The sequence below is a fragment of the Micromonospora sp. WMMD736 genome (assembly GCF_049179015.1).
Lineage (GTDB): Bacteria > Actinomycetota > Actinomycetes > Mycobacteriales > Micromonosporaceae > Micromonospora.
This window is the reverse complement of record NZ_JBMHMI010000001.1, coordinates 1320099-1343295: the sequence shown is the minus strand read 5'-3', so window position 1 is coordinate 1343295 and position 23197 is coordinate 1320099. Positions and strand designations below refer to the sequence as shown.

Below are 23197 nucleotides of genomic sequence, written 5' to 3'. Positions count from 1 at the left end.
GGGCCTCGTTGAAACAGGCTCTCGACGCCGGCCCGCCGCGCGGTCAGTTGGGGTTGCTGGCGTGGGTCAGCGTCTCCCAGGCGACGAAGAGGTTGTTGCTGCCGGCGGGGCGCTGTTGCAGCGTGAGGGTCTGCGTGTTGGTCATGACGTTGCCCAGCCGGTTGCTCATCGCGTTGAAACCGACCTCGGTGATCGGGCCGAGGCCCCGGGTGAGGGTGCCGCCGCAGAGCCAGGAGGGTGCCGCCTCACCGAGTTGGTAGCGCGAGTGGAAGCCGAGGGCCTGCCGCAGCCGCTCACCGACCTGCGGGTACAGGTCGCGCTGCTGGATCCGGGAGGTCTCCGCGACGTGTGAGATGGCGGAGATGCCGTACCCGGTGTGGACGAAGTCCCGGCAGGTCTCCTGCGCGAGGCCGGCGACGAAGGTGGACTGGCCCTGCCAGTACCCGATGATCTCGCCGCTGGTGTCCAGGCCGCTGCCGGGCACGGTGTAGGGGAGCGCGCCGTCGCTGGGCAGGTAGATGAAGGCGCGGGCGCGGTTGAGGAAGCGGGTCACCGCCGCGTCGTAGGCCGTCCGGTCGTCCAGGTGGACGGCGATCCCGATGGCGGCCTCCATCATGGTCAGCTCCCAGTTGCCGTTGCTGTTCGAGCCGTTGCGGACCACCGGCAGGTAGACGGTGCGCAGCATGGTGGCGAACCGGTTGGCGTTGGGCCAGCTGCTGTACGTGTACTTGATGATCTCGGCGGCCCGGGGCCAGGTCGAGGCCGCCCAGCCGGTCTGCAGCGGTGCGTTGCTGCCGGTGTGGGAGGTGATCGTCGCCGACCAGGCGTCCATGATCTGGATCGCCTTCTGCGCGTACCGGGCGTCGCCGGTGATGTACCAGGCGAGCGCGTCGGTGTACGCGGCGATCGCGTCCTCGCGCTCCTCGGTGCAGCCGTTGTTGGGGTTGGAGTAGGAGCCGCACTCGACGACCGCGCGCGGCGCCGGGGTGCGGGACAGTGCGGCGTACCGGCTGGACATCATCTGGTTGTAGGCCGCCGCCCAGGGCTGTGCGCCCGCCTGGACCCGCCCGCGTACGAAGTCGAGCTGAGCCCTGCTGACCAGCACTCCAGGGTGGGTGAAGCCGCTCGACGGCGGTGGGGTGGTGCCGCCGGTGGGCAGCGTCCAGAGCTGGTTGGCGGTGCCGGTGCAACTCCAGATCTGGAGCGGCGTGCCGTCGGCGGAGCTGGTGCCGGTCGCGTCGAGGCACTTGCCCGAGGCCGGGTTGACCACCTGCCCCGCGCTGGACGACCACTGCTGCGCCCCGGTGCCGTTGCAGTCGTAGATCTGCACCCGGGCACCGTTGGCGGTGCTGGCGGCGGCGACGTCGAGGCACTTGCCCAGGGCTCTGACCGTGCCGTCGTCGGCCACGGTCCACTGCTGTGCGGTGGAGCCGTTGCAGGCGTAGAGCTGCACCGGGGTGGAGTTGGCCGGGTTCGCGGCGGCCACGTCCACGCACTTGCCGCCGTACCCGGTGATGGCGCCCGTGGCGGCGGCGGACGCGGGGGAGACGCCGACGACAAGGCCGGTCGGTACGGCGAGCAGGGCCGCGGCGAACGCGGCGGCCAACCTGGTGCGGCGGGGCGTGTGCCCGACCGTTCGTCGCGCCATGGCGAGGTCCTTCCGGGGCGGCGGAAACAACTGTAAAGTGTGTTAATCATTACAGTTGCAGGCATCGATATCAATGTCTTCGCCGCAAATGTCGCCGCACCGGCCCCGACGCTCACACGAGCTGACCTCCGGTTACGGCCAGTAGCCGCAACCTGTCGTCGCTCTCGGAGCCGGGCACGGCCGTGAGGACCAGCAGAGTCTGGGACCGGTCCGGGTCCACCAGCGTCTGGCAGTGCAGCTCCAGCGCCCCGACCTCCGGGTGGAGGAAGCGCTTCGGCGGGCAGGTGCCGCCCGACACCGGATGCTCCCGCCACAACTGCGCGAACTCCCCGCTCGCGGCCAACAGGTCGTCGACGATCGCTGCGGCGCGCGAGCCGCCCCCATCACGGGTGTACGCATCGTGCAGGTGCGCCACGAACAGTCGGCTCAGCAGCGGGTGATCCTGCGCCGGATGCCGATCCCGCGCCGCGGGGTCGGTGAACCAGCGGTGGTGCGCGCTGCGCGCCAGCCCGGTGTGCCGGGTCTCGTCCCCGAGCAGGGCGACGGCCGGCGCGGTCTGCGCCAGGGTCTCGCCGAGGTGGTTCACCACCTGCGCCGGGGTGTCGTGCAGCCGGTCGAGGATGCGCATCATCCCGGGATTGACGTGGTCGGCGCGTACCGCGCGGTGGGGAACGGCGTGCCCGGCGAGCTGGAACAGGTGGTCCCGTTCGGCCAGGGACAGCCGCAGGCCGCGGGCCAGGGCGGCGAGTATCTGCTCGGAGGGGTGCGGTCCGCGCCGCTGCTCCAACCGGGTGTAGTAGTCGGTGGACATCCCGCTCAACGCGGCGACTTCCTCGCGGCGCAGCCCACCGGTGCGTCGGCGCGGGCCGCGCGGCAACCCCACGTCCTCGGGGCGCAGCGCCTCGCGTCGGGTGCGCAGGAAGCTGGCGAGGTGGGCGCGGTTCACGGTGACTCCGATCGGGGTGGGCGCCGGCGGGTGGACCGGCACGCTGGGTGCAACAGACGGGCCGGCGCAGGATGTTCCGCGCGGACGCTGGCTGGTCGGCGGCGCGGGCCACTCCGCCGACCGGCCGTAATCCGACGGCTGATCGGTTTACGCCACGCGACCGTCACGAAATCCGGCGGCGGAGTGTCACAGTCCCCGGATAGTCTGCCTCCGCGCGTCGTCGCCCCGGCACGTCGCGTCCCGCGCCTGGTCGGCGCGGCTCCGCCGCCACCGCCCACCATCCGCCGGACCAACCGACCTCAGGAGAGTTAGTGACACAGCAATCCGTCGCGACATCGGACAAGCTCGACGCCGCGGTGCTCAAGGTGGCGGGTGTCGTCGTCCTTGGCGCGATCATGTCGATCCTCGACGTGACGGTGGTCAGCGTCGCCTTGCCCAAGTTCCAGAGCGAGTTCGACGCCTCCTACGCCCGCGTGGCCTGGACGATGACGGGCTACACGCTGGCCCTGGCCACGGTGATCCCGCTCAGCGGGTGGGCGGCCGACCGGTTCGGCACGAAGCGCCTCTACATGGTGGCGCTCGCCCTGTTCACGATCGGGTCGGGGCTCTGCGCCACCGCCGACACGATCGGCCAGCTGATCGGCTTCCGCGTCCTGCAGGGCCTGGGCGGCGGCATGCTCATGCCGCTCGGTATGACGATCATGACGCGGGCGGCCGGGCCGCACCGGATCGGCCGGCTGATGGCCGTCCTCGGCATCCCGATGCTCCTCGGCCCGATCGGTGGGCCGATCCTCGGTGGCTGGCTGATCGACACGGCGAGCTGGCACTGGATCTTCCTGATCAATCTGCCGATCGGTGTCATCGCCCTGATCTACGCACAGTTCGCCCTTCCAAAGGACGCCCCCGAGCCGTCGCAGTCCTTCGACTTCCTCGGCATGCTGATGCTCTCCCCGGGTCTCGCGCTCTTCCTCTACGGCGTCTCGTCGCTGCCGGAGGCGGGCAGCTTCAGCGCGACCAAGGTGTGGGCCCCGATGCTGGTCGGCGGCGCGCTGGTGGTGACGTTCGTGCTCTACTCCTTCAAGCCCCGGCATCCGCTGCTGGACCTGCGGCTGTTCCGCAACCGCAACCTGACCATCGCCGCGGCCACGCTGTTCGTGTTCATCATCGCGTTTATGGGCGCCGGGCTGCTGTTCCCGAGCTACTTCCTGCAGGTGCGCGGCGAGTCCACGCTCACCGCCGGCCTGCTGATGGCCCCGCAGGGCATCGGCGCGATGATCACCATGCCGATCGCCGGCACGCTCGCCGACCGGGTGCCCATCGGCCGTACCGTCCCGTTCGCGCTGGCCCTGATCGTCGTCGGGTTCTTCGGCTTCACCCAGGTCGACCCGCAGACGTCGTACCTGCTGCTCGGTGGGTCGCTGTTCGTGATGGGCCTGGGCATGGGCGGCACGATGATGCCGGTCATGACGTCCGCGCTGCGGACGTTGCAGGCGCAGGAGGTCGCGCGCGGCTCGACGCTCGTCAACATCCTGCAGCAGATCGGCGGCTCGGTCGGCGCCGCCGTGATGTCGGTGATCCTCACCAACGAGCTGAACGGCTCCCGGACGATCCCCGGCCTGGTCGACCAGCAGACCGGCAAGCCGGTCACCGAGGCCGGGCTGGCCATCGCCTCCCAGCAACAACCGGAGGCGCTCACGCAGGTGCCGGTGGACCCCTCGACCCTCGCGTCGATCGTCGAGCGTGGTCTCGACTTCGCCGCGAAGTCCTTCGCCCACACGTTCTGGGTGGGGTTCGCGCTCGTGCTGGCCACGTTCATCCCGGCCGCCCTGCTGCCGCGTCGGCGTACGCCCGCGCAGCCGCTCGGCGACGAGCAGACCGAGCTGCCGAAGACGCCGGTCGTCATCCACTGACCGCCGCGCCCGCCGCGCTCGACACCCGTTTCGGTGTCGAGCGCGGCGGTCTATCGGTCAGCGCAGCGGACCGTCGCCCGGCCCGTCCGGGTCGTCGACCACGTGCACCGCGGCCTCCTCGGCGCTCGCGCCACCCGCGTCGATCCCGGCGTCCCACGCCACCGAGTCGGCCTCGTCGTCCTCGCGGACGCCCTCGTCGTACTCGACGAGGCGACCCGCGCGCGCCTCGGCCTCGTACCCCCGGCGGGTCAGCTCGTCCTCGTCGTCGCCACCCTCGGCGTACGGGTCGACGTCCGGCTCCTCCTGGGCGAGGTGTTGCTCCAGCGACTCACCCGCCCGCTCCTCGGCCGGGGTGGTGCCGAACCGGTTCGCCGCCGTCCAGTGGTCCGCGGCGACGATGCCGGTGTCGAGGGGGTCGCCGACCCGGTCGTCGTCGAGGGTGTCGGAGGCGTCCAGCACCCCGTCGTCCTCGACCACGTTCCACTCGTCGACGGAATCCGTCTGGCTCACGGCGGTCTCTCCTTCGTCACGGCGCAGCGAAGTGCCAAGCCTATGACCGTGCAACACCGGCGGCCCCCGAGGCCTGCCCGCTGTGACGAACAGGCCTCGAAGGCGGCGGGATCAACGGCTCAGCAGCTCCACGACGGCCTCGGTGAACTCCTTCGGCTGCTCGATGTGCCCGAAATGACCGCTCTGCTCCAGCAGCACCAGCCGCGAGTCCGTCAGCCCCGCGTGCAGTTCCTCGGCGTAACGGGGGCCGCAGATGAAGTCGTGCGCCCCCACGATCACCACGGCCGGCACGGCGATCTCACCGAGCCGGTCGCGTACGTCGAAGGGCTCCGGGTCCTGCGCGCCGGCCGGCGTCGCCCAGGCCCGCAGACCTGCCTGCAACGGGGCGAACTCGGCCTGCCGGGCCCAGAAGTCCGCGAAGTAGACCGGTAGCGCGCCGCTGAGGCCGGCGCTCAGTGTCTCGTCGTCGGTGGCGGAGAGGGCCCGTTGGAGAGCGGCCGGGATCTCCGCCGCCTCCGGCCGGTCCGGGTGCCGCTGCGGGTAGGCAGCGAGGTTGGTCATCGCCTCGCCCCAGAATTCGGCGCCGGTGACCGGTGAGGTGTCGTACAGGATGAGCCCGGCGACCCGGTCCGGGTGTTCCAGGGCGTACCGCTGGACGACGAAACCGCCGTACGAGTGCCCGAGCAGGTACACCCGGGGTTCGCCGAGCTGCGTGACGACCGCGTCCAGGAAACGGACATACGTCGCCATCCGGTAGTCGTCGGCAGTGTCGAGTCGTCCCGACGCACCGGTGCCGACCGGCTCGACGTACACCATCGTGTAGTGCTCTTCGAGGCTCGGCGCCCGCAGGTAGGAAAACTCGATGCCGGGCCCGCCCGAGTGCGCCACGCACACCGGGCCGCTGCCGGCGACGTGGTAGACCTGCCGCACTCCGTCGACGGTGAACGAGTGGGCGCCGGGCGCGAGCGCGCCGGTGTCGTGGTGGGTGGAACCCATGAGCTGTCTCCCGATCCGTGACCCGTGCGGCGGGTGCCGCGACGGCAACTGGTGGCTGGACACGGACCAGATGCCTGGGGTGCCGGGAAAGTTCGCTCGGCGGAGAGTTTCTTTCAGAGTCGCGCCGGAACCGGGTGGAACAGGGTGAGCTGACGCACCCGTCCCGCGCGCAGCATCTGCACCCACAGCGCCGCCGGTGGGCAGTGCTCCGGGTCGTCCGGCGGGCTGATCAGGTCGGTCTCCCAGATCAGCACGTCGCCGCTGGCCACGACGTTGCGCAGCCGCTGCCGTACTCCGGCTTGCAGGTCGCTCGTCATACCGCGGATCGCGAAGTCGCGGCCACCGCGTGGACCGCCCGGCACGACCATCTGCGCGTCCGGCCACCAGGTGTCGTGGATCACCTGGTCGAAGTCCCCCCGCATCGCCGTGGCGATCATGTCGACGCCCTCGCGCCACCGCGCGTCAGCGGCCGCGCCGACGTCGGCGTGGGACGAGGTCGCCGCTGTCCGTAGACCCCCGGCGAGGGCCCGCCGGGCGTGGCTGAGGCGGCTGCGAACGGTGCCGACCGGCACCCCGCACACGGCGGCGATCTGCTCGTACGAGGAGGCGTCGCTGAAGTAGCGCAGCAGGGTGACGAGGCGGTCGGGCTCGGACAACTCCCCGATGGCGTGCCACACCCAGTCGCGCAGCGCCCCGGAGTCCAGGGCCTCCTCGGGGGTGGGGCTGTTGGTGGCGGGCTGGGCGAACCACTCCGGCTCGGCGACCGGGACGGGGCGCGGCGCGCGTAGCGTCATCCGGGCGTTGTTGCGGACGATCGTGCGCAGCCACGGCCCGACGGCTGCCGGGTCGCGGACCTCGCCGACGCGCCGCAGTGCCGTCACCATCGCGTCCTGCACGGCGTCCTCGGCGTCCGGTCCGAAGCCGAGCAGGCTCACCGCGACCGCCCGCATGCCCGCCTCGTGGCGGCTCAGCAGCACGCCGAGCGCCCCCGCGTCGCCGGTCTGCGCGAGCGCCACCAGGTCGACGTCACCCACCGTCATGCCCAGTTCCTCCCCGAAACGCCATTTCTGACTATTTCTCCTCATTCAAGCGTACGGCGGCGGACGGACCACCCCGCGCGGTCCGAGCCGGCCGTGGGGTCGGTCCGCGCGACTGCGTCAGGATGAGGGGCGTGGACATCGAACCGGTCGACGACGCGCCCCGCCGGACGTTCGTCCGGACGAGCCTGCGCCAGCGCTGGGAGGACCTCACCTTCCTGCACTGGGCGGTCGATCCGGAACTCGTCGCGCCGCTGCTGCCCGCCGGCACGCGTCCGGACACGCTGGACGGCGTGAGCTTCGTCGGCCTGATCGGCTTCCGGATGGTCGGGCTGGGGTTCGGTCGCGGACCGGGGGTGCCGTACTTCGGCACCTTCGCCGAGACGAACGTCCGGCTCTACTCGGTCGACCACACCGGACGGCGGGCCGTCGTGTTCCGGTCGCTCGACGCGTCCCGACTGGTGCCGGTGCTCGTCGCGCGGGCGACGCTGCGCCTGCCGTACCTCTGGTCGTCGATGCGGTTGGACCGCGACGGTGACCGACTCACCTACCGGTGCCGGCGACGCTGGCCCGGGCCGGCGGGTACGACGAGCACGATGGAGGTGCGGACGGGGGAGCGGATCGTCGACCCCACGCCCGTCGAACACTTCCTCACCGCCCGCTGGGGGCTGCACACCCGGGCGTACGGTCGCACGCTGCACCTGCCGAACTGGCATCCCCGCTGGCCGCTGCACCGGGCCGAACTCCTGCACCTGGACGACGAGCTGGTCGCCGCCGCCGGGCTGCCGACACCGGTCGGACCGCCGGTCAGCGTGCTCTACTCGCCCGGCGTCGGGGTGCGGTTCGGCACGCCCGTGACGGTCCGGCGGCCCGGCTGAGCGCCGGGCCGCCGGATGCTCAGTAGCGGCCGCCCTCGGGGGCGGGCAGGGCGTCCAGGTCGGCCAGTTCCTCCGCGCCGAGCCGCACGTCGCCGGCCGCGCAGTTGTCCACCAGGTACTTCGGTGTCTTGGTGCCGGGAATCGGAATGACCCGGTCGCCCTGGGCGACGACCCAGGCGAGCGCCACCTGCGCGGGGCTGACGCCGGCCCGGTCGGCGATCTCCCGGACCCGGCCGACGATGGCGAGGTTGGCGCGCAACGCGTCCTGCTGGAAGCGCGGCAGGCCGCGGCGGAAGTCGTCAGCCGGCAGGTCGTCGAAGGAGGCGAACCGTCCGGTGAGGAAACCACGACCCAGCGGGGAGAACGGCAGGAAGGCGATGCCCTGCGCGTCGCAGTACGGCAGCACCTCGGTCAGCGGGTCCCGGGTCCACAGTGACAGCTCGGACTGCACCGACGCCACCGGATGCACGGCCTGAGCCCGCACGATCTGGGCCACCGTCACCTCGGACAGGCCGATCTGTCGCGCCTTGCCCGCCGCGACGAGCTCCGCCATCGCGCCCCAGGACTCCTCGATGGGCACCTCCGGGTCGACGCGGTGCAGTTGGTAGAGGTCGACGTGGTCCGTACCGAGGCGGCGCAGACTGTCGTCGATCGCCGTCCGGATGTGCTCCGGCCGGCCGTTGTTGCCGAGCTTCGGTGAGTTGCCCGGCCCGCCCTCCCGGGACGTGGCGACCAGCCCGACCTTGGTCGCCAGCACGGCCCGCTCCCGGTGGCCGCCGGCCAGCGCCCGCCCGACCAGCTCCTCGTTGGTGTACGGCCCGTACACATCGGACGTGTCGATCAGCGTGGCGCCCAGATCCAGCGCCTGCCGGATCACGGAGATCGAGGTGTCGTCGTCGCGAGGGCCGGTGATGTCGTATCCGTGGCTCATGCCCATGCACCCGAGACCGATGACGCCGACCTCGGGCCCCGCACTGCCCAGCGTGGTGGTTCGCATGACCCCACGTTACGACCGTCGCCCGCCACCCGCTGTGCTGCATCGTGACCATCGGCCCGTCCTAGAATCGACGGTGCTCACTGCTTTTGTCGGTGTGGGCTGGGGGCTGGCAGGAAGGGCGGTGGGCGGTATGGGACCGGACGAGCGGCGACGGTTGTTCGAGCTGGCGCGGGAGCGCTCGACGCGACAGCGGACGTGGGCGGAGGCCGACCAGCTGTGGGGCCGGGTGGTCGAGGCGTACCGGGAGGCCGTGCGGGAGCCGGGCCGGGCGGCGCGGGAGGACCAGCAGCAGTTGGCCCGGGCGCTGTGGCGGCACAGCATGCTGATGTCCGCGCGGGGCCTTGCCGCCGACGCGATGGCGCCCGGCGGTGAGGCGGTCGTCGTCTTCGAGCGGGTGTACGACGCCGTGGCGGCCGAGGGCGGCAGCGTGGCCGCCGCGCCCCGGGACGACGCGCTGGCCGAACTGATCACCGCGCTGGTGGATCTGGCCGAGGTCTCGTTCGCCGCCGGTCAGCCCGCCACCCGACGGGACCTGTTGGAGCGTGCCGTGACGGTGGGCCTGACCTCCGCCGGGGAGCCTCCGTCCGCCGGGCCGCGGACCCGGGAGGCGATGGGGACGGCCTACCACAACCAGGCGGTGGCGCTGCTGCACCGGCACCTCACCCGGCCGTCGCCGACCGAGGGCGCCAAGGAGGCGGCGTTGGCGGCGTCGCGGGCCTGTGAGCTGCGACAGGGTCTGCTGGACATGGCGCGTCCGCTGTCGTTCTGGGAGATGGCCAACACCTACGGGGTGTACGCCCAGTGCCTGGTCCTGATCGGTGACCTGGACCGGGCGGCCATCGTGCTGAACATGGGCAACCGGTTCGTCGAGACGCTGGGCCCGGCCGCCGCGGAGCCGGCCCAGAAGTTGCGGATCGCGGCCGAGATGCTGGCCCGGGAGAAGGGTACGACTGGTTCGCGTCGCTGGGGCTGGCGGCGCTGACCCGTCCGGCTTGCATGGAATCGTCATCGATCGATACCGTGCGTGAAGGCGCCGCCCCGCCGCAGACCATCACCGTCGATCCGAAGCGGGTTCCGCATGCGCACACTGAGACTTGTCACATCGCTGGCCGTCGCCGGTCTGCTCGCCGGCGCGGTGGCGACGATCGCCACGCCGGCCAGCGCGGCGACAGCCGCGTTCTCCGTGACCAACAGCTGGGGCAGTGGCTATCAGGGCCAGGTCACGGTCACCAACGACACCTCCACGCCGATCAGCGGGTGGCGGGTCGAGTTCGACCTGCCGGCCGGGTCGCGCATCGCCCAGTCGTGGAACGCCCAGCAGACGACCGCCGGCAGCCACTACACGTTCAGCAACGTGTCGTGGAACGGCGCGCTCGGTGCCGGCGCGTCGACCTCGTTCGGTTTCCTCGTCGAGGGCTCCGGCACGCCGGTGAACTGCACGGTCAACGGCGCCAGCGTGTCCTGCTCCGGCGGCACGACGCCGACGACTCCGCCGCCCACCACCCCGCCGCCGACCACGCCGCCGCCCACGACCCCGCCACCGAGCACCGGTACGCCGGTCGAGAGGTACGGGCAGCTCCGGGTCTGCGGCACGACGATGTGCGACAGGTCCGGCGCCCGGGTGCAGCTGCGCGGCGTCAGCAGCATGTGGCTCAACTGGGAAACCGCTCCCTACGCCGAGAACCTGTCCGCGCTGCGGTGGATGCGGGACAACTGGAACCTCCAGGTGATCCGCGCGGCGATGGGCGTCGAGCCGGCCGGGGCGTACCTGAGCGACCCGAACAAGGCGCGGGCGCAGGTGGAGACCATCATCAACAACGCCGTCAGCGCCGGGGTCTACGTGATCGTGGACTGGCACGCCCACGAGGCGCAGAACAACCGGTCCCAGGCGGTGGCGTTCTTCGGTGACCTGGCCCGCCGCTACGGTCACCTGCCCAACGTCATCTGGGAGACCTGGAACGAGCCGTTGCAGTTCAGCTGGACCGGGGTCGTCAAGCCGTACCACCAGGCGGTCGTCTCCGCGATCCGCGCCGCCGACCCGGACAACATCGTGGTGCTCGGCACGCCGACCTGGTCGCAGGACGTGGACGCCGCGGCGGCCAGCCCGCTCTCCGGCGCCAACCTCATGTACACACTGCACTTCTACTCCTGCACGCACGGCGCGTCGCTGCGCGCCAAGGGCGACGCGGCGATCCGGGCCGGCCTGGCGCTCTTCGTCACCGAGTGGGGCGCCGGCAACGCCGACGGTGGCCTCGACGGCCGGGCCTGCCTGCCGGAGGCGCAGTCGTGGATCGACTGGATGCGGGCGAACGGCATTTCCTGGACCGCCTGGAAGCTCGACGTCGGCACCGACACCACCAACCTGCTCAGCCCCGGCGCCCCGGTGACCGGCGGATGGAACAACTACCTGCACGGCCACGCGCCGTTCGTGGTCAGCAACATGCGCTGACCCGGTAGCGCGCTCGATCAACTCCAGATCGCCGATGTCGGGGTATCCGAGCCAGTGGGATGCCCCGACATCGGCGATCCCGTGTCGATCACGGCTCAGGTGTCCGAAGATGATCACGGGGCGTCGGTCACTCGGTGACCACGAGGCGGAACGGCGCGTCACCTTAACGCGCCGGAAACACCCTCGGTACCAAGCCTGGGAACGCTCGTCGGACAGTCGAGACCACCGACACGCGAACCGGGGTGACCATGGTCGACAACACCACGAACGCGGCGACGTTCGACGGGCCGGTGGGCCGGTCCGGCAACGGACGGGCCGTGCCCGCGTCCCGTCCGGCTCCGGCCCGGCCGGCGTACGACGACGACCCGGCGGACCTCGCCACCATCGGTGTCGAGGAGGAGTTCCACGTCGTCGACCTGCACACGCGGGAGCTGGTGCCCCGGGCCGGGGAACTGCTCGACCGGCTGCCGGCCGCCTCGTTCACCGCCGAACTGCACCGCAGCGTGGTGGAGACCAACACCGCGGTCTGCCGCACCCTGGACGAGATCCGGGGCGAGCTGACCCGGCTGCGTCAGTCGGCGGTCCAGGTCGCCGACCGGGCCGGGCTGGGCATCGTGGCGGCCGGTACGGTGCCGCTGCGCGCCGACGGCGACCCGAGCGTCACACCCACCTCGCGGTACCGGCGGATGGTCGACGAGTACCAGTTGCTCGCCCGGGAACAGTTGATCTGCGGGGCGCAGGTGCACGTGGGCGTCTCCGACCGGGACCTGGCGGTCGCGGTCACTCGCCGCGTCCAGCCGTGGCTGCCGGTGCTGCTCGCCCTCTCCACCAGCTCGCCCTACTGGATGGGCCAGGACAGCGGCTACGCCAGCGTCCGCTCGCTGGTCTGGCAGCGCTGGCCCACGGCCGGCGACCCGGGCGAGGTGACCAGCGCGGCCGACCACGAGGCCCTGGTCGCCGAGCTGATCTCGTCCGAGACCATCACCGACCCCGCCATGATCTACTTCGACGTCCGGCCGTCGGCGCACGTGCCCACCGTCGAGCTGCGCATCACCGACGCCAACGCCGACGTCGAGACGATCGTCCTGCTCACCGGCCTGTTCCGGGCGCTCGTGCGGCGGGAGGTCGCCGCCCTGCGCGCCGGTGTCGAACGCACCGCCGTCCGGCCGCCGGTGCTGCGCGCCGCCGTGTGGCGGGCCGCCCGCTCCGGCCTCGAAGGTGACCTGCTCGACCTGCCCCGCTCGGCGCGGCCGGTGCCGGCCGCCGAGGCGGTCCGCCGCCTCGTGGCCGACCTGCGCCCCCAGTTGGAGGCGACCGGCGACTGGGAGCAGGTCCGCGAGCTGACCCGGTACACCCTCGACCGGGGCAGTTCCGCCGCCCGACAGCGGCGGGCGTACGAGCGACGGGGGCGGCTGGCCGACGTGGTCGACCTGCTGCTCGACGAGACCCGGGGCCGGGTGCGCGCTCCCCTGCCCGGGGCGACGCCCCCGCCCGCGCTGCCCACGTACGCCGACGCCGGGGACGAGGTCTTCGGTCCGGCCGGGCCGACACCCGCGTACCGTCCGCTGCTCACCGCCCTGCGCGCCCTCGGGTCCGTCGGCCTGCGGCACCGCGAGCACGACCGGGACGAGGAACAACGCGCCCGGGGCGTGACCTTCAGCGTGGCCGGCGAGGCCAGCACCCGCCTCTTCCCGGTGGACCTGGTGCCCCGGGTGGTACCCGCCGACGACTGGCGGACGCTGCGCGCCGGCCTCGTGCAGCGCGCCCGCGCGCTCGACGCGTTCCTGCGCGACGTCTACGCCGACCGGGCCGTGGTCGCCGACGGTGTCGTACCGGCCTGGGTGGTGGAGTCCTCGCCGGGGCTGCGCCCGACCGGCGCGCTCATGGGCCGACACGGCACGCGGGCCCAGGTGTCCGGAACCGATCTCGTCCGCGACCCCGACGGCGGCTGGTACGTGCTGGAGGACAACCTGCGGGTGCCCTCCGGGATCGGCTACGCCGTGCAGAACCGGCGGCTCACCCAGGCGGTGCTGCCCGAGCTGCCGGTGCCCGACGACCTGCTGCCGGCCGACGAGACTCCGGCGATGCTGCGCCGGGCGCTGGTCGCCGCCGCGCCGGCCGCCGCCGACGATCCCGCCGTGGTGGTGCTCAGCAGCGGCCCGGGCGACCCGGCCTGGTTCGAGCACCGGCTGCTCGCCGACGAGATGGGTGTGCCGCTGACCGAGAGCGGTGACCTGCTGGTCCAGGACGGCCGCGTGCACATGGTGTCGGAGGGACACCGCAGCCCGGTGGACGTGATCTACCTGCGGATGGACGAGGAGGCCCTGCTGCACGCCCCGGGCGCGGACGGCGTGCCGCTGGGCTGGCCGCTGCTTGCGGCGGTGCACGCCGGGCGGCTCACGCTGGCCAACGCGCTCGGCAACGGCGTCGGGGACGACAAGGCGCTGTACGCGTACGTGCCCCGGCTGATCGAGTACTACCTCGGGGAGAAGGCGCTGCTCGGCGACGTGCCGACGTACCTGTGCGGGGTGCCCGAGCAGCGCGCCGAGGTGCTGGGCCGGCTCGGCGAGCTGGTGCTCAAGCCGGTCGACGGGTACGGCGGCGACCGTGTGGTGATCGGCCCGCGCGCCGACGCGGAGGAGTTGGACGCCGTCCGGGAGCAGATCCTCGCCGCCCCGCACCGGTGGATCGCCCAGGAGATGGTCACGCTCACCACCCACCCGGTCTTCGACGGTACGGCTCTCGCGCCTCGCCACGTTGACCTGCGGGCCTTCGTGTTCCTCGGCGAGACTGCGGAGGTGGCGCCGGTGGCCCTGACCCGGGTCGCGCCGGCCGGCAGCATGATCGTCAACTCGTCGCGGGGAGGTGGGTCGAAGGACACCTGGCTGCTCGGCGGAGCCGCAGAGCCCTCGGTGTAACCCACGCTTGATGCGGATGTCATCGGGACGCAACCGGGTCCACCAAGCCTGGACCGGTCAGCGGCCCGAGCGGACCGAGCCGATGAGAGGTGTGTGCCATGTGCGGTATCGGAGGCGAGTTCCGCCTCGACGGGGCGTCACCGGACCTGGCGGCCCTGGAGCGGATGCTCCCCGTCCTGTCCTCCCGCGGTCCGGACGGTGAGGGGCGGTGGCAGCACGGTCCGGTGGCGCTGGTGCACCGCCGGCTGCGCATCATCGACCTGTCCGACACCGGCGCCCAGCCGATGGTCGACGCCGAACTGGGCCTCGCCCTGGTCTTCAACGGCTGCATCTACAACTACCGGGAGCTGCGCGACGAGCTGACCGCCGCCGGCTACTCCTTCCGCTCCACGTCGGACACGGAGGTGATCCTCAAGGCGTACCACCGGTGGGGAACGGACTGCGTCCAGCGGCTGTTCGGGATGTTCGCGTTCGCCCTGGTCGAGCTGGCCACGCACACCCTCGTGCTGGCCCGCGACCGGCTCGGCATCAAACCCCTCTACCTGGCCGAGACGCCGGGCCGCATCCGCTTCGCGTCGACGCTGCCGGCGCTGCTCGCCGCCGGCGACGTGGACACCGACCTGGACCCGGTGGCGCTGCACCACTACATGACCTTCCACTCGGTGGTGCCGCCGCCGCGCACCATCCTGGCCGGCGTCCGCAAACTCCCGCCCGCCACCGTGCGGGTGGTCACCGCCGACGGCCGCAGCACCGACACCGTGTACTGGCGGCCCGAGTTCACCCGCGCCGCCGCGCCGGCCATGTCCGCCGAGGAGTGGCAGGAACGGATCATGGGGGCGCTGCGCACCGCCGTACGACGGCGGATGGTCGCCGACGTGCCGGTCGGCGTGCTGCTCTCCGGGGGCCTCGACTCCAGCCTGATCGTCGCCCTGCTCGCCGAACAGGGCCAGACCGGGCTGGCCACCTTCAGCATCGGCTTCGAGGCGGCGGCGGGGGAGACCGGCGACGAGTTCCACTACTCCGACCTGATCGCCCGCCACTTCGACACCGACCACCAGCAGATCCGCATCGACGCCGCCCGCTTCACCCCGGCCGTGCACGACGCCATCGCGGCGATGAGCGAGCCGATGGTCAGCCACGACTGCGTGGCGTTCCACCTGCTCTCCGAGGAGGTCTCGAAGCGCATCACCGTGGTCCAGTCGGGCCAGGGCGCGGACGAGATCTTCGCCGGCTACGACTGGTATCCGCCGATGGCCAACGTCGCCCGCGCGGACGCCGTCGAGGCGTACGCCCGGGTGTTCTTCGATCGTCGGCACGACGCCCTCGCCGGCCACCTCGCGCCCGAGTGGATGCTCGACCACGACGCGAGCCGGGAGTTCGTCACCGCCCACTTCGGCGCGCCGGGCGCGGACACCGCGCTCGACGCGGCGTTGCGCCAGGACAGCCTGGTGATGCTCGTCGACGACCCGGTCAAGCGGGTCGACAACATGACGATGGCGTGGGGGTTGGAGGCCCGCGTGCCGTTCCTCGACCACGAGGTGGTCGAGCTGGCCGCCGCCTGCCCACCGGCGCTCAAGCTGGCCCTGGGCGGCAAGGGCGTGCTCAAGGCTGCGAGCCGGGGCATCGTCCCCGACGAGGTCATCGACCGGCCCAAGGGATATTTCCCGGTGCCGGCGATCCGGCACCTCTCCGGCCCGCTGCTGGACGACGTCCGGGACGCGCTGACCGCCCGCCCGGCCCGCGAGCGCGGCCTGTTCCGCAAGGACTACCTGGAGGAGTTGCTGGACATGCCGAACGCCCAGCGGACCACGTTGGGTTCCAACGCGCTCTGGCAGCTCGGGCTGCTGGAGCTCTGGTTGCAGCGGATCGGGGTTTAGATGAGCGTACGGACCGAGGTGCCGCGCCGGACCCGCCCCGCGCGGAACCGGCCGGCGATGACCCTGCCGCCCGGCGAGGACTTCGCGCCCGCGCCGTCACCGGACGGCCGGCGGGTGGCGTACGTCTCGGACCGGTCCGGCACCCCGACCGTCTGGGTCCGGGACGTGGACGCCGTCGAGGCCGTCGCGCTGCCCGGCGGCGACGAGCCGGTCCTGTCGGTGCGCTGGTCCGCGGACGGGCAGTGGCTGGCCTGCGTCGTCGCGCCCGGCGGCGCCCCCCGCACCGAGCTGTGGGTGCTGCGCCCGGACGGTACGGAACGCCGCCAGGTCGCCGGCTTCGGCCGGCACAGCGCGAGCCTGTCCCGGTGGCTGCCCGGCGGTGCGCTGATGGCGGTCACCGAGAGCGCCGAGCGGGCCGTCGCCGTGGTCATCGACGCCGAGACCGGGCACCGGCGGGTGCTCGCCGAGGACGACCTGCTCACCCTCCTGGACGTCACCGACGACGGCGGCTACGCCCTGCTGCGGCGTGGCCCCCGTAACGCCCGCTGGCTGGAACTGCTCGACGTGGGCACCGGCGACCGGGTACGCCTGCTGCCGGACACCGGCCGGGGCAGCACCGACCAGGGCTGGTTCGGCCCCGACGGGACGAGCGTGCTGGCGCGTACCGACGCGTTCTCGGAGCTGGCGGCGCTGGTGCGCGTCGACCTCGCGCGACCGACGCTGGCCCCGACGCGCGTCGCGGCGCGACCGGACGCGGAGCTGGAGCACGTCGCGCTCGACACCCGGCGGGAGCGGGCCGCGCTGCTGTGGAACACCTACGGTGGGCGCAGCGAACTGAGCCTGTGCGATCTCGCCAGCGGCGTCCAACGGTCCGTGACCGCCCCCGGCGAGGTGCTCGACGACGCCGTCTTCGCCGCCGACGGTGACCTGCTCTGCCTCACCGCGCAGGGGCCGGTGCAGCCCCGGGAGGTGTGGCTGGTCGACCCGGCGACCGGTATCCCGTGCCCACTGCGGCCGGACACCGATGCCGAACGCACGGGTGGCGCGGGTGTCGCGCCGCAGTTGGTCGACCTGCGTGCCCACGACGGGTTGCCGCTGTCCGGTTGGCTCTACCGCCCGGCCGGCCCCGGCCCCTGGCCGACGGCGATCAGCCTGCACGGCGGTCCCGAGGCGCAGGAGCGGCCCGGCTACAACCCGCTGTTCCAGGCCCTCGTGGCGCAGGGCGTCGCGGTGTTCGCGCCGAACGTGCGCGGCTCGTCCGGCTTCGGCCGCTCCTTCGTCACCGCCGACAACCTCGCCGGTCGGTACGGGGCCATCGCCGACGTGGCGGCGTGCGCCGAGCACCTCGTCGACAGCGGCATTGCGATCCCGGGCCACCTCGGCTGCCTGGGTCGCTCCTACGGCGGCTATCTGGTCCTCGCGGTGCTGGTGAACTTCCCCGGCCTGTTCGCCGCCGGGGTGGCCGAGTGCGGCATCTCCGACTTCCGCACCTTCTACGCCGGCACCGAGCCGTGGATCGCCGCCGCCGCGGTCAGCAAGTACGGCGATCCGGTGCGCGACGCGGAGCTGCTGCGGGACCTGTCGCCGATGACCCGGATCGACCAGCTCGACGTGCCGGTGCTGCTCATCCACGGCGCGAACGACACCAACGTGCCGGCCGGGGAGTCGGCGCAGGTGGCGCAGGCGCTCGCCGCCCGGGACGTGCCGCACGGGCACCTGGTGCTCGCCGGTGAGGGGCACGACTTCCTGGCCCGCGACAACGCCGAGGCGGCGCGTACGGCCACCACCTCCTGGCTGACCCGGCACCTCGCCACGACGGTGTTCGTCCTCGGCTGAGGCGTTATCCTGCGCCGGTGGACGTCACGGCGCAGGGTCAGCGGCTGGCCGCCGACCTGGGCCGGTCCCTCGCCGAGCTGAGCTTCGTCGACCTGGACACGGACGAGGTCACCGCGCGGGTGATCGACGCGGTGGTGCGCTGGGCGCGGGCGCGGGGCTGGCGGGTCTACCGGCGGGCACCGAGCGTGCTGCCGTTGCCGCCGCCGATGCAGCAGCGGCACTCGGTCCTCGACGTGGCGTGCGCCCGCCCGGACGGGCCGCCGGTGGTGGTGGAGGTCGACCACACCGACCGGGCCCGTACGGTGCAGAAGCTGACCGCGGAGGCGGACGCCGGGCGGATCCCGATCTGGGTGCGCTGGGGCGTCGGCCGGTTCACCGTCCCGCCACCACCGGTGGCGATGGTGACCGTCGAGGTCACCCGACGTCCCGGACCGGCCGGGCGGGGACGCCTGCACAGCCGCGGCGGCGACCGGCCCGCGCCGGCACACTCGGCCGGCGGCGGCACGGCGGCCCCGCAGGCGCTGCCGATCCCGCTGGTAGAGCCGCTGTCGGGCCCACTGTCGGGCCCACCGACGGGCCCGCTTTCGGACCCGCGCAAGGGCACCTGAAGCGAATCGTAAGCGGGGCCCGGCAGTGTCCTGGGTGTCACCGGAGAACACGACCGACACCCAGGAGATACCGATGCGCAAGCTCGTCAACTCGACCTACATCACCCTCGACGGCGTCATCGAGAACCCGATGTGGACCGCGCCGTACTTCGACGAGGAGGCCATCGGCCTCGCCGGCGAGCTGACCGACGCCGCCGACGCGATGCTGATGGGCCGCGCCACCTACGACGGCATGTCCGTCGCCTGGCCGCAGCAGGACGAGAGCGACCCGACCACCGGCGCGGCCTACTTCAACAACGTCAAGAAGTACGTCGCCTCGACCACCCTCACCGACCCCACCTGGAACAACACGGAGGTGCTCCAGGGCGACCTGGTCGAGGCGGTCCGCACGCTCAAGGCCCAGGACGGCAGGAACATCATCCAGTACGGCTTCGGCTCGGTCACCGCCCAGCTCGTCGACGCGGGCCTGGTGGACGAGGTCCGCTTCTGGATCCACCCGGTGCTCCAGGGCGCCCCCAGCGTGACGAGCCCGCTGAACGGCTTCACGGCGTCGTTCGACCTGGTCGACACCCGGGTGCACAAGAGCGGCGTGATCGTCGCGACGTACCGGCCGAAGAGCGCCGCCTGACCGTCCCGCTCAAAGCTGAGCCCGGGCCTCGCCCGGGCTCAGCTTCGTGCCCTCGTCGACGAGCGCGTCGAAGCGGTCCGGGCCGAGGGCGGCCTGGACCCGGCGGGTCACCCGGTCGACCTCGTCACGTTCGGCCGGCGCGCACGGCGCCCGGCTGGCCAGTCGGGCGGCCGCCGCCGCGCCGAGCAGCCGGGCCGCGACCTCCGGCACGCGTACCGCCGATGCCATCCCCTCCAGCGCGAAGATCGCGTCCCGGGGCGCGGCCATCGCCTCGGCGGCCTCGAACGCCTCGACGTGCAGGGCCAGCGCGCCGTCCGGGTCGTCACCCTGCTCGATCGCGTGCCCCAGCTCGACCAGGACCGGCGGCAGGTACAGCGCGGGCTGTGCCTCGGCGCGACCCCGCTCGGCGAGGTTGCCGAGGTGGGCGACGGCCAAATCGAGCTTGCCGTCGCGGCGGGCGGCCAACCCGAGGCTCAGCTCGGCGAAGACCAGCGCGCCCGGGGCGTCCTGCTGCACCGCCAGCTGGTAGGCGCGTTCGGCCAGCTCCCGGGCCTGCGGATAGTCCCGGGTCTGCACCGCCAGCCAGGCCAGCCAGGACAGTTCGGTGCACACCTGCGGCCACAGCCGTAACTCCTGCGCCCAGCGCAGCCCTTCGGCGTGCAGCGCGGCGGCGCGTTCGTGGTCGCCGCGCATCTCGGCGAGCCCGCCCATCCACTCGGTGGCCTGGAGCCGGCCCCACCGGTCGCCGATCTCGGCGAAGAGCGCCGCGCTGCGGGTCGCCGTCCGCTCCAGGGTCGCCTGGTCACCCGCCACGTGCGCGATCTTGGCCTGCGAGGCGAGCACGGCCGCCTCGGTCCACGTGTCGGCGTCTGCCGGCATCAGCTCCATGGCCAGTGCCAGGTCACTCTGCTCGATCAGCGCGTTCGCCGCGAACCACGCGCCCCGGCCGTGCGGGTCACCGGCGATGGCCGCCCGGACGTCCGTCGGCGCGACCGCCGCACCCCGCAGCAGCGCGAAGCCGACCCGCCAGGGGGCAGCGGTCCGCTCCTGCTCCGGGTCGCCGGTGACGGCCAGGGCTCGGCTCGCCTCGGTGAATCTGCCGCGCAGATACCAGTACCAGCTCAGCGCCACCGCCAGCCGCAACCCGCCGCCGTGGGCCAGCGCCGCGCGCAGGTTCGCCGTCTCGGCGTCCAGCAGCGCCAGCCACCGCCGCTGGGCGGGCCCGCGCAACTCCGGGTCGGCGCGCTCGGCCAGCTCGGTGTAGTAGCCGGCGTGCCGCGCCCGGACCTCGTCGGCGTCCTCCAGGCGGTCCAGGCAGAACGCGGCGACCGATTCGAGCAGCCGGTAGCGCGGCCCTTCCGGCGAGTCGTCCAACACCACAAGCGACCGGTCCACCAGCCGGGCGAGGGCGTCCAGGTCGGTACGGCAGACCTGCTCGGCGGCCTCCGGTGTGCCGCCGTCGCGGAACACCGCGAGCCGCGCGAGCACCCGCCGGTCGGCCTCGTCGAGCAGGTCCCAACTCCAGCCGATCACCGCGGTCAGCGTCCGCTGGCGTGGCGGCACGTCGCGTTGCGCGGTGCTGAGCAGCCGGAACCGGTCGTCGAGTCGCTCCACCACGCCCTGCACGCCCAGGGCGCGGACCCGGGTGGCGGCCAGCTCCAGCGCCAGCGGCAGACCGTCCAGGCGACGGCAGATCTGGGCCACCGCTGGCGCGGTACGTTCGTCGAGGCGGAACCCGCGCTGCTGGGCGGCGGCGCGGGCGGCGAACAACCGGGCCGCCGCCGAGCGCCGGACCGCGTCCGGGTCGCCGTCCGACGACGGCAACGACAGCGGGGGTACGTCCCAGAGCAGTTCGCCGGTCAGGCCGAGCGGCTCCCGGCTGGTGGCGAGCACGTGCACCCCCGGCGCGTCGCGCAGCAGCCGGGCGACCAGCGCCGCGACCGGCTCGACGACGTGTTCGCAGTTGTCCAGCACCAGCAGCAGGTGCCGTTGGCGCAGCGCCGCGACGAGCCGGTCGCTGGGGGACAGGCTGACGCCGGTGGCCTCGCGCACGTCCAGCGCGCCGAGCACCTGCTCGGCGACGCCCGGGTCGCCGGCCCGCAGCGGCGCCAACTCGACCAGCAGGACGCCGTCCGGCGGGGACTGCGTACGGGCGGCCTCGGTGGCCAGCCGGGTCTTGCCGACGCCGCCCGGCCCGACCAGTGTGACCAGGCGCTGCCCGGGCAGCAGGGCCCGCAGCTCGGTCAACGCCTCGGCCCGGCCCACCAGCTCGTCGAGCTGCGCCGGCAGGCTGTTGCGGATGATCGCGGCCTTCGGCGGCGCGCTCAGCCCGGCGTCCTGTTCGAGGATGCGGCGGTGCAGGGCGACCAGTTCGGGGCCCGGGTCGAGGCCCAACTCGTCGGCGAGCCGGTCCCGCAGGTCCGTGTAGCTGTCCAGCGCCTCGGACTGGCGACCGGCCGCGTACAGCGCGCGCAGCTGCACCGCCCGCAGCCCCTCGTGCAGGGGATTGCGGGCCACCAACTCGGCCAGGTCGGCGGCGGCCAGGTCGTGCTCGCCCCGGGCCACCCGCGCCTCGGCCAGCCGCTCATGCACGGCGAGCCGCTGCTCGGCGAGGCGGGTCGCTTCGGCCCGGACGAACTCGGCGTCGGCCACGTCGGCGTACGCCTCGCCCCGCCACAGCGCCAGGGCCTCGGTCAGTCGGCCGACGTCGGTGTGCCGGGCCAGCTCGGCGAACCGGTCGGCGTCGACCGTCCCGGCCCGCAACAGGTAGCCGGGAGCGCGGGACTCGACCAGGTCGCGGGCGCCCGGTTCGGCGTCGTTGAGCGCCTTGCGCAGCTGCGACACCCGCACCTGGAGCGCCCCGCTGGGGTTGGCGGGGGAGTCGTCGCCCCACAGGTCGTCGATGAGCCGGTCGGCGGAGACGACCTGGTTGCGGTTGGTCAGCAGGTCGGCCAGCAGGGCGCGGACCTTGGTGCCGGGCACCACCACGGGCTCGCCGGCATCGGTGGTGACGGCGAGCGGCCCGAGCACCCCGAACTGCACGGCGGTCATCCTATGGCGTGGATCGACGTCCACGGTCTTCGGAACAGTTCCGAACGCGCCGGTAAGTCGACCTGAAGCGGACCGTAAGCGCGACGGCGGACCGTGTGGGCATGGACATCTACCACGAGATTCACGGCAACGGCGAGGGCCGGCCGCTGGTGCTCATCCACGGCGCGCTCTCCGGCATCGGCACCTCGTTCGGCACGATCCTGCCGCTCCTCGCCCGGTCGCGACGGGTGATCGCCGTGGAGTTGCAGGCGCACGGCCACACCCCGGACGTCGACCGCCCGCTGACCGTCGAGCACTTCGCCGCCGACGTGGTCGAGCTGCTCGACCGCCTCGGTGTCGGCCAGGCCGACGTGTACGGATGGAGCATGGGCGCGGCGGTGGCGCTGCGCCTCGGCACCGACCACGCCGACCGGGTGGGGCGGCTGGTGCTCGCGTCGGTGAGCTTCGACGACGCCGGCCTGCACCCCGGGCTGCTCGACGGCATCCAGGACCTGCGGCCGGAGCACCTGCACGGTTCGGAGTTCCACGACGAGTACCTGCGGACCGCCCCGGACCCGACGGGCTGGGCCAACCTGGTCACCAAGATGAAGGTGCTGGACGCGAACCTGCCCCGCTGGACGCCGGAGCAGATCGCGGCCCTGGCCGTACCCACCATGCTGGTGCTGGCCGACGCGGACATCGTCCAGCCCGAACACGCGGTACGGATGTTCCGGCTGCTCGGCGGCGCGGTGCCCGGCGACCTGACCGGCCTGCCCGCCTGCCGCCTGGCCATCCTCCCCGGCACCACCCACACCACGATCCCGCACCGCGCCGACTGGCTGGCCCCCATGATCGACGAGTTCCTCGACGACCCGGTGCCAGCCCCTCCCCGCGATCTTGCACTTTCTGTGGCGGCATAAGGCGTGAAT

The 23197-nt window shown here is 72.9% G+C and carries 17 protein-coding genes; 10 read left to right on the top strand and 7 right to left on the bottom strand.

Annotated features, from left to right (window positions below; genetic code table 11):
* Window positions 1-43 precede the first annotated feature (43 nt).
* Both ACN269_RS05970 and ACN269_RS05965 read right to left on the bottom strand, forming a co-directional pair.
* Window positions 44-1648, bottom strand: coding sequence for a ricin-type beta-trefoil lectin domain protein (locus tag ACN269_RS05970; RefSeq protein ID WP_421471436.1), 1605 nt, complete (start codon window positions 1646-1648; stop codon window positions 44-46).
* Window positions 1649-1760: 112 nt separating this feature from the next.
* The gene (locus ACN269_RS05965) at window positions 1761-2594 is read right to left on the bottom strand and encodes a helix-turn-helix transcriptional regulator (protein ID WP_421471435.1); all 834 of its coding nucleotides are present in this window, start codon (window positions 2592-2594) and stop codon (window positions 1761-1763) included.
* Window positions 2595-2905: 311 nt separating this feature from the next.
* On the opposite strand from ACN269_RS05965, the gene ACN269_RS05960 reads away from it, so the two are divergent.
* Window positions 2906-4504, top strand: coding sequence for a DHA2 family efflux MFS transporter permease subunit (locus ACN269_RS05960; protein ID WP_421471434.1), 1599 nt, complete (start codon window positions 2906-2908; stop codon window positions 4502-4504).
* A gap of 57 nt (window positions 4505-4561) precedes the next feature.
* Here ACN269_RS05960 and ACN269_RS05955 read toward each other — a convergent pair whose 3' ends face one another.
* The 3 genes from ACN269_RS05955 to ACN269_RS05945 all read right to left on the bottom strand — a co-directional run bounded on the left by ACN269_RS05955 (window position 4562) and on the right by ACN269_RS05945 (window position 7050).
* The gene (locus ACN269_RS05955; RefSeq protein WP_421471433.1) at window positions 4562-5014 is read right to left on the bottom strand and encodes a DUF5709 domain-containing protein; all 453 of its coding nucleotides are present in this window, start codon (window positions 5012-5014) and stop codon (window positions 4562-4564) included.
* Between the two features lie 111 nt (window positions 5015-5125).
* The gene (locus ACN269_RS05950; RefSeq protein WP_421471432.1) at window positions 5126-6010 is read right to left on the bottom strand and encodes an alpha/beta fold hydrolase; all 885 of its coding nucleotides are present in this window, start codon (window positions 6008-6010) and stop codon (window positions 5126-5128) included.
* A gap of 113 nt (window positions 6011-6123) precedes the next feature.
* Window positions 6124-7050 (bottom strand): RNA polymerase sigma factor, encoded by a 927-nt coding sequence (locus ACN269_RS05945; RefSeq protein WP_421471431.1) that lies wholly within the window; start codon window positions 7048-7050, stop codon window positions 6124-6126.
* Between the two features lie 131 nt (window positions 7051-7181).
* Here ACN269_RS05945 and ACN269_RS05940 point away from each other — a divergent pair, with 131 nt between their 5' ends.
* Entirely contained in the window at window positions 7182-7925 is a 744-nt protein-coding gene (locus tag ACN269_RS05940) for a YqjF family protein (protein WP_421471430.1), read from the top strand.
* A gap of 19 nt (window positions 7926-7944) precedes the next feature.
* Here the strand turns inward: ACN269_RS05940 and ACN269_RS05935 are convergent, their stop codons facing one another.
* Window positions 7945-8922, bottom strand: a complete 978-nt coding sequence (locus ACN269_RS05935) for an aldo/keto reductase (protein WP_421471429.1) — start codon at window positions 8920-8922, stop codon at window positions 7945-7947.
* Between the two features lie 73 nt (window positions 8923-8995).
* On the opposite strand from ACN269_RS05935, the gene ACN269_RS05930 reads away from it, so the two are divergent.
* The 7 genes from ACN269_RS05930 to ACN269_RS05900 all read left to right on the top strand — a co-directional run bounded on the left by ACN269_RS05930 (window position 8996) and on the right by ACN269_RS05900 (window position 19238).
* Complete coding sequence (locus ACN269_RS05930) at window positions 8996-9904, top strand: hypothetical protein (protein WP_421471428.1); 909 nt, start codon at window positions 8996-8998, stop codon at window positions 9902-9904.
* A gap of 96 nt (window positions 9905-10000) precedes the next feature.
* A complete protein-coding gene (locus ACN269_RS05925; RefSeq protein ID WP_421471427.1) occupies window positions 10001-11371 on the top strand; it encodes a cellulase family glycosylhydrolase in 1371 nt (456 codons plus the stop codon).
* Between the two features lie 248 nt (window positions 11372-11619).
* Complete coding sequence (locus ACN269_RS05920) at window positions 11620-14289, top strand: glutamate--cysteine ligase (protein ID WP_421471426.1); 2670 nt, start codon at window positions 11620-11622, stop codon at window positions 14287-14289.
* Between the two features lie 98 nt (window positions 14290-14387).
* The gene (locus ACN269_RS05915; RefSeq protein ID WP_421471425.1) at window positions 14388-16166 is read left to right on the top strand and encodes an N-acetylglutaminylglutamine amidotransferase; all 1779 of its coding nucleotides are present in this window, start codon (window positions 14388-14390) and stop codon (window positions 16164-16166) included.
* On the top strand, window positions 16167-18002 hold the full coding sequence (locus ACN269_RS05910) for a S9 family peptidase (protein ID WP_421471424.1): 1836 nt from the start codon (window positions 16167-16169) through the stop codon (window positions 18000-18002).
* A gap of 17 nt (window positions 18003-18019) precedes the next feature.
* A complete protein-coding gene (locus ACN269_RS05905; protein ID WP_421471423.1) occupies window positions 18020-18610 on the top strand; it encodes a hypothetical protein in 591 nt (196 codons plus the stop codon).
* A 73-nt stretch (window positions 18611-18683) separates the two neighbouring features.
* Window positions 18684-19238 (top strand): dihydrofolate reductase family protein, encoded by a 555-nt coding sequence (locus ACN269_RS05900; RefSeq protein WP_421471422.1) that lies wholly within the window; start codon window positions 18684-18686, stop codon window positions 19236-19238.
* Between the two features lie 9 nt (window positions 19239-19247).
* Here ACN269_RS05900 and ACN269_RS05895 read toward each other — a convergent pair whose 3' ends face one another.
* The gene (locus ACN269_RS05895) at window positions 19248-22289 is read right to left on the bottom strand and encodes a BTAD domain-containing putative transcriptional regulator (RefSeq protein WP_421471421.1); all 3042 of its coding nucleotides are present in this window, start codon (window positions 22287-22289) and stop codon (window positions 19248-19250) included.
* Window positions 22290-22390: 101 nt separating this feature from the next.
* On the opposite strand from ACN269_RS05895, the gene ACN269_RS05890 reads away from it, so the two are divergent.
* Entirely contained in the window at window positions 22391-23188 is a 798-nt protein-coding gene (locus ACN269_RS05890) for an alpha/beta fold hydrolase (protein WP_421471420.1), read from the top strand.
* The last annotated feature ends 9 nt before the right edge of the window (window positions 23189-23197 follow it).